Origin of the sequence: Gilliamella sp. Occ4-3, assembly GCF_001690675.1 — a bacterium.
Taxonomy (GTDB): Bacteria; Pseudomonadota; Gammaproteobacteria; order Enterobacterales; family Orbaceae; genus Gilliamella; species Gilliamella bombi.
In genome coordinates, this window is sequence record NZ_LZHR01000014.1 from 24,782 (window position 1) to 36,030 (window position 11,249).

The following is an 11,249-nucleotide window of genomic DNA, read 5'->3' on the forward strand; positions in this document are numbered from 1 at the left end:
ACGTTAAGATATGAAACGATTTTTAATACTTGCTTTGCTTCTTATTGGAAGTTTAATGGCTTTGGCTCCATCATCTTATGCTGCCGAAAAAAAATACGAAAGTTGGAATGCTATTGTTGACGAAATGGATACCATCTTAAATGACGCTTATGATATCTATTTTATGAAAGATGTTGAACGTGCTAAAGCTCGAGTTAATAATGCCTATTTTGGCTTTTATGAAAAGCATGGGGTTGAGCGTGCGGTTATGTCTTATATTTCGGGTAAACGAGGAACCGATACCGAATATCAATTTGCCAAAATTAAACGTTTAATGACCGATGGTGCGTCGAATAAAGTTGTTAGAAATGAAATTGATACTATTTTAAAAATGTTACATGAAGATGCTAACGAACTAGATGGTAAGCAAGAGAGCGGTTGGAGCATTCTGTTAGCTTCGTTTATTATCATTTTTAGGGAAGGGCTGGAAGCGATTTTAGTGATTGCGGCAATTTCAGCTTATTTGGTTCGTTCTGGACATCTTGCCATGGTAAAAGTAGTTTATATGAGCTCACTTGTAGCTATTTTTGCCAGTATTTTAGCGGCAATTGCTCTTCATACTGTGTTTGATATTAGCGGCGCAAATCAAGAAATTGTTGAAGGAATTGCTATGCTCTTGGCAACAGTCGTACTATTTTTTATTAGTAATTGGATGTTTTCAAAGGCAGAAGCTGAGGCTTGGAAAAGCTATGTTGAAGAAAAGGTACAAACAGCAGTGTCATCTGGTAGTCGCTTTGCCTTAGGTTTTGCTGCCTTTTTAGCTGTTTTTCGTGAAGGTGCTGAAACGATCTTGTTTTACCAAGCAATGCTAGTTGAAGCTAAAGAACACATGGATATGGTTTGGTATGGGCTAGTTATTGGAACGATAATTCTTGCGATTATTTTTGTCGTTATTCGTTTTGGTACCATGAAATTACCAATTCGCCCATTCTTTATTGGCACTAGTATTTTGATGTATATCATGGCAATAGCTTTTGCCGGTGGTGGAGTAAAAGAATTACAAGAGGCTGATATGATCCCAGTTACTTCTGTTGATTTTATACATTCTGTCGAAGTTTTAGGTATTTACCCAACAGTCGAGACATTAGTTCCACAAATAATTATGGTATTTATTGTGGTAGTTTCTGTCATATATTACAAAGCTAAACATAGTTGTAAAAAGCAATAATTATTAATATTGCTTATTTGCTTAAAATTGCATAAATGCGGATTGAAAAACTGAGTTGTGTTAATACCCAAAAAAACAAGTGTAGTAAATTTTCAAAAACTAAGAGAAGGAGTTTTCAATGAAAAAATTAGTTTTATCAGCAGGTATTGCTTCAATACTTGCCTTATCTTCATTCGTTCATGCAGCAGCACCAGCACCTGGCGAACAAAAAGGATTTGAAGAGTTTCCAATTGGTGATGAAGTAACCGTGGGGCCATTACACATTGGTGCTGTTTATTTCCAACCTGTTGATATGGAACCCGCTGGTATGGGTGGTTTACCAGCCTCAAAATCAGACATGCACATTGAAGCTGATATTTCAGCTGCAGAAGGTAATAACTTAGGTTATGGTGTAGGTGATTTTGTTCCTTACTTAACTGTAAAATATAAAATTCAAAAGCAAGGCAGTGATAAAGTGATTGAAGGTAACTTTATGCCAATGAATGCATCTGATGGTCCTCACTATGGTAATAATATAAAACTAGATGGTGCTGGTAAATATAAAGTAACATTTATGATTGAAAATCCAGAAAAACAAGGTTATTTACTACATGTTGATAAAGAAACAGGTGTGGAAGGACGATTTTGGAGCAAACCTATCGAAGTCTCTTGGGACTTTGATTACATTCCACGCGCATGGTAATGATTTTAAAATAACTAATTATATTAAATAATTAATAATCAGTTATTGGTGAGCATTATGCTCACCAATAATATTTGCAATAGTTAGGCAATGAATATGCTTCAATACCTTATCAATATTACCGATAATACTTTCGTTCCAGCAATGATGATGGCATTACTGAGCGCTGCAATTATAAGATCCACGCCTCATCATATTAAAAAAATTATTTTGTTTGGTTTTGTATTGGGCTTTATTGCTGCATTGATTTATGCCATTTTAAAACGCAACACAGGGTTTGCTGTTCGTGAATATTATGATCTTGGAGTGATCATACCTTGGGTTATTATTGCTATACCGTTGATTGTTGCTATTTGCTTGCAAAAATCCACCCATAATCGAACTGGTAAATTCTTTTTTACAATGTTATTTGTGCTAAGTATTGGTTTGATAAGTGCACAGTCTTTACCTAATTTAATGCTCTATCCATTCGAATTTTCTGTCGGAATGGACTCTATTTTTAATAATGATTACTTGTTTAAATGGGTTGGTTATGGATTTGCTTTACTTATAATCTTGTTAACTGGGCTATTTACTTTCCGTATATGTGGACGATTATCGACAAAATTTATTTTTGCTATTACTTCACTGTCAATTATTATTTTCACTATTCAAAATAGTATTAATATTCTACAAATTTTGATTGTTAGGCGTTTTATCTCATCCCAACCATGGATGATGGAGTTGATTATTTTTATTCTTGGTCATGTTAATTTCTTTATCTTTATTTTCATGGCAATTGTGCTTTGTTTAGCCATTGTTTTGTATATCAAATCAAAAACAACTTCGTTAGTGGGTAATAACCCTGCTCAAATTCGTAAACTTAAAGCACAATTACGTAGCGATAGAAGATCTGCCCTAATGATTATGGCTGGTACAGCAATAACCGCATATACTGTGACGCGCGCACGTTACATTTTTGAAAAAGGCGTAGAACTTACACCGGCAGAGCCTATATCGCCTAATGCTGATGATTTAATTGTTATCCCTCTCGATAAAGTGAACGACGGTAATTTACATCGTTATGGTTATCAGGCAACAGATGGAACTTTAGTTCGCTTTATTGTTATTAAAAAAAGCGATAATGCTTATGGTGTAGGTTTTGATGCTTGCGATATTTGTGGTGCAAGTGGTTACTACCAACGCGGTGATCAAGTCGTTTGTATTTTGTGCGATGTAGTAATGAACATTGCAACGATTGGATTTTCAGGAGGATGTAACCCAGTTCCACTTAAATACGAAATTATTGACGGCAATATGGTGATTCGTCCAGCTAACCTTGAAGCAGAGAAAAGTCGTTTCAAATAAAAGCGTATTAAAAGGAATATTGTATGTTTTGTAGAATGTTATTAAGTGTTTTAATTCGCCAAAAAAAGAAACTTTTTCTTATTGCCTTAACGGTTGCATTGGGTGTTTCGCTTGCTACTGCTATGCTAAATGTAATGTTTGACGTAGGTGATAAGGTGAATCAAGAGCTAAAAGCCTATGGTGCTAATCTCAATATCGTTCCTCGTGGTAGTGCTGTCATTAATGAAATGTACCAGCTTGATAACAATGATAGTGGGCAAGCTGTGCAATATATTAAAGAAGAAGAACTTGTTAGAATTAAGATGATTTTTTGGGCTTATAATATTGTTGATTTTGCACCTTTTCTAACAACTCAAGCGACATTTCATGATAAGCCAATTACGGTGGTAGGTACTTGGTTTAATAAACATCTTAATATTCCAACAGGTGATCAGGTTGATACGGGCATGTTAGCCATGAAATCATGGTGGACAATTGAAGGAAACACCATGACCGATGATAATTTGCAAGGAGCTATGGTGGGTAAATCTGTAGCCAAACAGTGGAATCTAAAACTAGGCGATACGATAGATATAATTTCAACGAAAACAAACAAAAAGTTTACATTAACTATTAACAATATTTTTCATAGTGGTGGTGCTGAAGATACGCAAATTTATGTCTCTTTACCAGTGGCACAAGATCTTGCCGATAAAAAAGGACTAGTTGAACGTGTTGAGGTTAGTGCATTAACCACTCCAGAAAACGAATTAGCTCGTAAAGCAGCGCAAGATCCAAACAGTTTATCTAGAACAGAATGGGATACATGGTATTGTACTGCTTATATTAGCTCAATTGCATACCAGCTAGAAGAGTTAATGCCTGATGTACGTGTGAAAGCTATTATGCAAGTTGCTGAGTCAGAAGGCTCCATTTTACAAAAAACACAATTACTAATGTTATTACTAACTATCTTATCATTGATTTGTTCGGCGCTTGCTATTTCGAATTTGGTTACTGCTAACGTTATAGAGCGCAGTACCGAAATTGGCCTATTAAAAGCGCTTGGTGCAACTAATACAGCTGTTGCAATGCTAATATTAACTGAAATCTTTATTATTGCCTTACTTGGTGGATTTTTTGGTTACTTTATTGGTTTTGGTTTTGCGCAAATTATTGGTCATACAGTGTTTGGTTCTTTTGTTGATCCTAAGATGATAATTATTCCTTTAGCCCTAATTATGGTGATCTTAATTACCTTTTTAGGTAGTTTACCAGCATTGCGTATTATGATGTTTTTGCGTCCAACTGATGTGTTACATGGTCGATAAGGTGAAAGGTAAGTCTCATGATCAATAAAAATAGGCGCTTTATAATTAAAACCGTGTTAAGTTCACTTATCCGACGCCGTTCTCGCATTGCCATCGCCTTGCTTGGCGTTGCTATTGGAGCAACGGTTCTTCTTGGTATGATCACACTTTGTTATGATATACCACGGCAAATGGGACAAGAATTCCGTTCTTATGGTGCCAATCTTCTACTACTACCTGCCAATAATCAATCAACAGTAGCAATGACCGAGGTTAATAAAGCGGTTGCCTTTTTACCAGAAGATAAATTACTTGGTGTTACCCCATTTCGTTATAATTCAATTCGTAGTAATCAGCAACCTTATACTATTGTGGGGACCGACTTTAAACAAGTTGTAAAAACCAGTCCTTATTGGTCTATTGAAGGTTCAATACCACAAAATTCACATGAAATAATGATTGGTACTGATATTGCTAACTTTGCTAAATTAAACATTGGTAGCACTATGCCGATTTCCGGCAAATCTAAACAAGATTCTCGTTTTGATGAAGAACTCACCGTTACAGGTATTGTTAAAACTGGACGTTCCGAAGATAACTTTATTTTTGTTGATCTGCACGATTTAGAAGAATTACTTGAAGAAAGCGAGCAAGCCGAAGTTGTTGAAGTAAGCATTGCCGCCACAGAAACAGAATTAAAACAGTACATTGAAAAAATAAAAAAACAAATGACAACAGTTGAACCTCATTTAATTAAATGGGTGACAAAGTCAGAAGCATCTGTATTAGGCAAACTGTCCTCGTTACTCTATTTAGTTACTTTTGTTGTACTCGTTCTTACCATGATTTGTGTAGCTACCACTATGATGACAGTGGTAATGGAGCGTCGTAAAGAAATTGGTCTTAAAAAAGCGATAGGAGCCAACAATAAAAGTATTGCAAAAGAGTTTTTAGCTGAAGGATTAGTTTTAGGTGTTATTGGTGGCATTATTGGGGCTATATGCGGGCTTATCTTTGCTCAAATTATTAGTACCAATGTGTTTGGACGTTCAATTATTATTGAGTTTTATCTGATCCCAACCACTATCATTATCTCAGTGATAGTAACGGTAATTGCGTGTTTAATTCCAGTAAAACGTGCTCTTGAAGTAGAGCCTGCGTTAGTATTACGCGGTGAATAGGATATAAAGTATGAATATGCTCGAAGTAAAAAATGTGTCTAAAATTTATGATTCTCTTCATGCACTTTCTGAAGTGAATTTAACAGTTGAAGAAGGTAAATGGTTATCGATTATGGGACCTTCTGGTAGTGGTAAAACAACTTTGATGAATATCATTGGTTGTATGGATAAACCTTCACTTGGTTCAGTGATTTTAGACGGGCAAGATATTACTCAGCTTTCTTTGTCAGAATTAACCGAAATACGTCGAGATAAGATAGGTCTGATTTTTCAACAATTTCATTTAGTATCGTATTTAACCGCACTAGAAAACGTCATGCTTGCTCAATATTATCATAGTATGGTTGACGAAAAAGAGGCTATGCAAGCACTCGAACGTGTTGGGCTTGCTGCTCGATCTAAACACTTACCTAGGCAGTTATCAGGTGGCGAACAGCAACGTGTTTGTATTGCTAGAGCATTGATTAACTATCCAAAACTGATTTTGGCCGATGAGCCAACTGGTAATTTAGATGAAAGCAACGAAGCGATGGTCATGAATTTATTACATGAGCTGCACAAAGAAGGCAGTACCATTATTGTAGTTACTCACTCACTAGAAGTGTCAAAACATGCACAAACCACTGTAGTACTAGAGCACGGCAAAGTTGCACGTGTAATTGATAATTAATCAACTGAAGGTTGTTATATATGAAAAACCGTCTTATTTCATCAAGTATTTTTATTATTATTGGAGTATTAATTATCTTATTTCCATTATATATATTGCCAGTTTGTCCTCTTCCAGACGTTGTAAGCATGCCTGTTGATATATTGAATCACGCTAGTAGCGAGGTAGCACATAACGGGCATATACATAGTGGCACAGGAAAAATCATGAAATGTTTTTGGACAGCAAGAGCTGAAATTGGCATTGGTTGTTTAGTGATAGCCATTGGTGCATTGCTACTAATTAGCCGTACTGCTTTTGTGCGAATAGGATTAAGTATGGCACTTGCGTGTATTTCTTTATTAGCGGCAGCTATACCAACAATTCTAATTGGTGTTTGCGGTAATGAAATGATGCGATGCAATATGGGGTCTAAACCGGCGTTAGTTTTATTATCAGGTTTATTATTTATTGTCGCTGTTATTAACATCTATTACTTAAATAAAAGAACAAAAAATTGATAGCGTTTTGTTATCAAACAAAGACCACTCTTATCTTTACCAGATATAGGTATAACATTTAAATCCAACAAGCAGGAAAGTCAATATGCACGAAAAACCGATCACCATGGCAAATTTAGCATGGCGCAATATTCAGCGACGACCGTTTAGAAGTTGCTGTTTGATTGTCATCATTACGCTTTTTTCGGCGACGTTGTTTGGTGGAAGCATACTGATGAAAAATCTCAGTCTTGGTATTTCAGGCATGGCTAACAGGTTAGGTGCTGATATTCTTATTGTGCCTAATGGTTACGAAAAAAATATGGAAGTAGCCCTGTTGCGTGGTGAACCGAGTACTTTTTATTTAAAAGTAGACTTGATTGATAAAATAAAAGGTATTAAAGGTATTGATGCCATTTCACCTCAACTTTTTATTGCATCATTAAATGCAGGTTGTTGTTCGTCTAAAGTCCAATTAATTGGTTTTGAACAGCATACTGATTTTATTATTAAGCCTTGGTTACAATCACAACTTTCAGAGCCACTTACTGATAATCAAGTCGTTGTTGGTTCTAAAATTAGTTCTGATGTGGGCGATGAAATCTTATTTTTTAATCATCCTTTTAAAATTATTGCTAAAATGGATAGCACAGGGATGGGATTTGATACCTCTGTCTTTATGACTATGTCGGCAGCCCAATCATTAATGAAAAATGCAAAATTAATTGAAGGGGATGTCGACCATTTTGCTGATTATGCCTCGTCGATTTTCATTAAGGTCAATTCAGATTATCAACCTAAAGATATTGTTAATCAAATTATGCCCAGATACGCCATTGACTATAATATTGATTTTATTATGACCAAAGGTATGTTAAGTAATATATCAAAATGGTTAACTAGCTTTTCAACTATTGTATATAGCCTATCGGCTATTTTTTGGGTTTTAGCTATTATTGTGATTTTTGTGATATTTTCTTCAAGCTTAAATGAACGCAAGCGTGAAATTAGCTTATTACGAATATTAGGCGCTTCACGGCGTGATTTAGTCAAAATGTTGCTTCGTGAATCTTTAATTATTAGTGCATTAGGTGGAATTAGTGGCATTGTTATCGCCTCGGTATTACTTTATGCATTTAGCTTATTGATCTGCCAATCTATTGGTTTGCCGTGTGTAAATATCTCACTATTTGATGCATTATTATATGCAATTGTTGTTTTTATTCTTACGCTAATTATAGGACCTTTATCAAGTATCTATAGTGCCTTATCTATGACTAAATTTGATACTTATAGTACCCTTAGAGAGGGCGAATAATGTTACTGAATGTTAAAAACCTACGTAAAGATTACACAAGAGGGCAACAAACCTTTTCAGCTGTGAATAATGTTAGTTTTTCAATGGCAAAAGATGACTTTATTTGCATTATGGGAAAATCAGGCAGTGGTAAAACCACTTTGCTAAATATGATTGCTGGTTTACTTACACCAACGCAAGGAAAAATCACTATTAATAATACAAATTTGTTTGATCTTAATGATCAGCAAGTATCTGCCTTTCGCAATCAGCATATTGGTTATATTCCTCAAGGTAGCAGTTTACTACCTAATTTAACAGCAATTGATAATATTCGACTGCCTTTTTATTTAACCAAGCGAGCAAATCAAAATCCCTTAAATGAAGCTAAGAGGTTGCTTGAAAAAACCAAAATAAGCCATTTGCAAGATGCATACCCAGCTAATATGTCGGGCGGTGAAATGCGCCGTATTGCGATATTGAGAGCACTGATTTGTAAACCACAAATGATTATTGCTGATGAACCAACAAGTGATCTTGATGAAGAAAGCGCTGCTGAAATCATGCAATTACTGACTGATATTCATCAGCAAGGCACTGCGTTATTAATTGTCACTCATGATCATGATGTTGCCCGTTATAGCCAAAAAGTTATGAAAATGTCAGCAGGGCGATTTATTGATTAATGGGTTTATTTATTAACTGAATTGTTATATTAAAAGTGGATTACAACCCATTTCGATCATAATTTTATTGAGTTTTAATAATGGCAACCCAACTAATGAATTAATATCATCACCTTCAAGTTTATCAAACAGGGTGATGCCCAGTTCATCACATTTAAAACTGCCAGCACATTGTAGTGGCTTCTCTTTGCTAATGTAAGCATCAATTTCTGAATCAGTTAAATGCCGAAAAGTCACCTTAAATGGTTCGCAAATAGTGGTTTGTTGTTGTGTTTTGGTATTAATTACTGTCATACCAGTATAAAAATAGAAAGCTTTACCGCTGCTTTGTCGAAGCTGTTTACGGGCATTATCAATTGTATGCGGTTTGCAAACAATATTACCGTCTAACACACCAACTTGATCAGAGCCAATAATTAAACTATCAGCAAACTGCGTCGCTAATGATTGGGCTTTAAGTTTTGCTAGTCGAACCACCAATTGCTGAGCTGATTCGCCGACTAGCGGTGTTTCATCGCATACAGGCGGTACACACTCAAAAGGGATAGCTAATTTTTCGAGCACTTTTTTACGGGATACAGATGTTGATGCTAATATGATTCTCATTTTAATTATCTCTTAAAATCCAAGAAAAATGGTGTTCATTAAACCCGATATGACCATAACGATCAACTATGTGTTCTAACTAGATTTTTATATTAGGTTGATAAATAATATAGCTCATGTTGATCTCCATCATAAATTGGATAAAAAATAATTAAAGTTTAAATTTAAAATGAGTATCATACTAGCTAGGTAAAACCTATTTTAGCTTCACTGAATATATAATTGAATCTTTAACAAAGCAAGGGGGGAGTTATGTACAAAAAAATTCTAGTTCCTATCGATGTGCTTGAAGACCAATTAACCAAGAAAGTGATTCCACATGTAGAGTGCTTAGCCAAACTGTCTAATGCCCAAGTTATCTTTTTTCATACATTACCAGTCGCTTCAGCCATTGTGAATGTTTACTCATTTGGTTTTGACGAATTTAAGGATAAAGCTACAGTACAAACGGAAAAAGACTTGCATAAACTTATCGACTCGATTGATTTACCGCGTGAAAACGTATCCTTTTCTATTGCATTTGGTAATCCAAGGGATGAGATTCTCCGTTTAGCGGAAGAAATTCAACCCGATTTAATTATTCTAGGCTCACGTCGTCCTAATATCTCAACTCATCTTTTAGGATCTAATGCTTCTGGGGTGGTTCGTGGTGCTAAAACTTCGGTGTTAGTTGTTAGGTAGGATGATTAAGTTTTGTTGAAAAATTAAATAAAATTAGGTGAATATACCAATGAATTCTTTTTAAATATTTAGAATTACAGGTTTCGGGTGTTATAAACTTCAGTGATCATTTCTATATTGATATTCGGATGGATTAGCTATTTTGTTTTATTTTTCGTATTTCTATAAAATCGCTCAGGTAGAGTATTGATTTTATTTAATTTTTTGTTTTTGGTGTTCCTGGATTCAAACATGAAGTGCAATTTTAAACACGGTGGAGTGAAGAAAGTAGAAAGGTGATTTATACTAGCACCTTCGCACCACCACAGTTTGGAGATTGCTATGTATTATAATCACCTTTCTAGGAAGGAAAGATACCAGATTTTCGTATTATTACAAGCCGGAAAGAATAAAAAAGAGATAGCCCAGCTACTCAATAGACATCCTTCGACAACAAGTCGAGAGATAAAAAGAAACTCAAAACCTAATCAAGCCTATCAAGCACATGATGCGGTAACCCTAGCTAGGAAAAGGCGAAAAAACAGCGGTAATGGTAAGCCAATAGAGTCTTCGGTATGGCGCCAAGTTGAAAAATACCTCATGCTTTATTACAGCCCAGAGCAGATTGCTGCACGTTTAAAGAAAGTCAGCGTCCAATCAATCTATAACTATCTTTATCAAAATAAAGCGCGCTATGAACAATTCAAACCTTATCTAAGGCGAAAAGGCAAAGCCTATAGGCATTGTAAGGCACCGAGTATTAAAGAAGGAGACCGCCGATATAAACGGTCAATTAAACAACGTCCAAGTTATGTAGAAAGTCGGAAAACGCAAGGACATTGGGAGGGCGATACGATTATTAGCCGTAAAGACAAGCAAGCATTGGTGACATTAGTTGAACGCAAAACAGGGCTAGTATTAATTGGGCGCCTCAATCAACGTACCGCCTCCGAAACGAGAGATATGATAATAAAATTGCTAACGCCGTTTAAAAAAATGGTTAAAAGCATCACCTTTGATAATGGAACCGAATTTAATTATCATCATGCTATTGAGCATTATTTAAATACTACCGTGTACTTTGCGGAGCCTTATAAAAGCTGGCAAAGAGGCACAAATGAAAACACCAATGGCTTAATACGTCA

At 35.5% G+C, this 11,249-nt stretch carries 12 protein-coding genes; 11 read left to right on the forward strand and 1 reads right to left on the reverse strand.

The features are described from left to right. Nucleotides 1-10 precede the first annotated feature (10 nt). The 9 genes from A9G44_RS01210 to A9G44_RS01250 all read left to right on the forward strand — a co-directional run bounded on the left by A9G44_RS01210 (nucleotide 11) and on the right by A9G44_RS01250 (nucleotide 8,838). The gene (locus A9G44_RS01210; protein ID WP_065608928.1) at nucleotides 11-1,207 is read left to right on the forward strand and encodes an FTR1 family iron permease; all 1,197 of its coding nucleotides are present in this window, start codon (nucleotides 11-13) and stop codon (nucleotides 1,205-1,207) included. Nucleotides 1,208-1,325: 118 nt separating this feature from the next. Continuing rightward, complete coding sequence (locus A9G44_RS01215) at nucleotides 1,326-1,889, forward strand: iron transporter (protein WP_034943540.1); 564 nt, start codon at nucleotides 1,326-1,328, stop codon at nucleotides 1,887-1,889. Between the two features lie 96 nt (nucleotides 1,890-1,985). After that, a complete protein-coding gene (locus A9G44_RS01220) occupies nucleotides 1,986-3,236 on the forward strand; it encodes a Fe-S-containing protein (RefSeq protein WP_065608929.1) in 1,251 nt (416 codons plus the stop codon). A gap of 23 nt (nucleotides 3,237-3,259) precedes the next feature. Then, nucleotides 3,260-4,546 carry an ABC transporter permease gene (locus A9G44_RS01225; protein WP_065608930.1) on the forward strand — a complete coding sequence of 429 codons (1,287 nt, stop codon included), beginning with the start codon at nucleotides 3,260-3,262 and terminating at the stop codon, nucleotides 4,544-4,546. A gap of 17 nt (nucleotides 4,547-4,563) precedes the next feature. Continuing rightward, nucleotides 4,564-5,706, forward strand: coding sequence for an ABC transporter permease (locus A9G44_RS01230; protein ID WP_065608931.1), 1,143 nt, complete (start codon nucleotides 4,564-4,566; stop codon nucleotides 5,704-5,706). A 10-nt stretch (nucleotides 5,707-5,716) separates the two neighbouring features. Beyond that, on the forward strand, nucleotides 5,717-6,376 hold the full coding sequence (locus tag A9G44_RS01235; protein ID WP_034912221.1) for an ABC transporter ATP-binding protein: 660 nt from the start codon (nucleotides 5,717-5,719) through the stop codon (nucleotides 6,374-6,376). A gap of 20 nt (nucleotides 6,377-6,396) precedes the next feature. Then, nucleotides 6,397-6,876, forward strand: a complete 480-nt coding sequence (locus A9G44_RS01240) for a DUF4418 family protein (protein WP_051634223.1) — start codon at nucleotides 6,397-6,399, stop codon at nucleotides 6,874-6,876. 85 nt (nucleotides 6,877-6,961) lie between these two features. Then, the gene (locus A9G44_RS01245; RefSeq protein WP_065608932.1) at nucleotides 6,962-8,173 is read left to right on the forward strand and encodes an ABC transporter permease; all 1,212 of its coding nucleotides are present in this window, start codon (nucleotides 6,962-6,964) and stop codon (nucleotides 8,171-8,173) included. Continuing rightward, nucleotides 8,173-8,838, forward strand: a complete 666-nt coding sequence (locus A9G44_RS01250; RefSeq protein WP_065561312.1) for an ABC transporter ATP-binding protein — start codon at nucleotides 8,173-8,175, stop codon at nucleotides 8,836-8,838. Before A9G44_RS01245 ends, A9G44_RS01250 begins: the two co-directional genes overlap by 1 nt. 24 nt (nucleotides 8,839-8,862) lie before the next feature. Here A9G44_RS01250 and A9G44_RS01255 read toward each other — a convergent pair whose 3' ends face one another. Next, nucleotides 8,863-9,444: a Maf family protein gene (locus tag A9G44_RS01255; protein ID WP_065561311.1), complete on the reverse strand. Its 582-nt coding sequence runs from the start codon at nucleotides 9,442-9,444 to the stop codon at nucleotides 8,863-8,865. A gap of 252 nt (nucleotides 9,445-9,696) precedes the next feature. Between A9G44_RS01255 and A9G44_RS01260 the strand changes: the two genes are divergently transcribed. Then, on the forward strand, nucleotides 9,697-10,125 hold the full coding sequence (locus A9G44_RS01260) for a universal stress protein (protein ID WP_065561310.1): 429 nt from the start codon (nucleotides 9,697-9,699) through the stop codon (nucleotides 10,123-10,125). 321 nt (nucleotides 10,126-10,446) lie between these two features. Further along, nucleotides 10,447-11,249, forward strand: an 803-nt coding sequence (locus tag A9G44_RS01265; protein ID WP_065608933.1) for an IS30 family transposase, incomplete at its 3' end; no start/stop codon positions are given.

Coding starts and splice junctions, on each gene's coding strand:
- A9G44_RS01225 (WP_065608930.1), top strand. CDS start 3,260: ATGTTTTGTAGAATGTTATTAAGTGTTTTAATTCGCCAAAAAAAGAAA.
- A9G44_RS01235 (WP_034912221.1), top strand. CDS start 5,717: ATGAATATGCTCGAAGTAAAAAATGTGTCTAAAATTTATGATTCTCTT.
- A9G44_RS01215 (WP_034943540.1), top strand. CDS start 1,326: ATGAAAAAATTAGTTTTATCAGCAGGTATTGCTTCAATACTTGCCTTA.
- A9G44_RS01210 (WP_065608928.1), top strand. CDS start 11: ATGAAACGATTTTTAATACTTGCTTTGCTTCTTATTGGAAGTTTAATG.
- A9G44_RS01245 (WP_065608932.1), top strand. CDS start 6,962: ATGCACGAAAAACCGATCACCATGGCAAATTTAGCATGGCGCAATATT.
- A9G44_RS01220 (WP_065608929.1), top strand. CDS start 1,986: ATGCTTCAATACCTTATCAATATTACCGATAATACTTTCGTTCCAGCA.
- A9G44_RS01250 (WP_065561312.1), top strand. CDS start 8,173: ATGTTACTGAATGTTAAAAACCTACGTAAAGATTACACAAGAGGGCAA.
- A9G44_RS01230 (WP_065608931.1), top strand. CDS start 4,564: ATGATCAATAAAAATAGGCGCTTTATAATTAAAACCGTGTTAAGTTCA.
- A9G44_RS01240 (WP_051634223.1), top strand. CDS start 6,397: ATGAAAAACCGTCTTATTTCATCAAGTATTTTTATTATTATTGGAGTA.
- A9G44_RS01255 (WP_065561311.1), bottom strand. CDS start 9,444: ATGAGAATCATATTAGCATCAACATCTGTATCCCGTAAAAAAGTGCTC.
- A9G44_RS01260 (WP_065561310.1), top strand. CDS start 9,697: ATGTACAAAAAAATTCTAGTTCCTATCGATGTGCTTGAAGACCAATTA.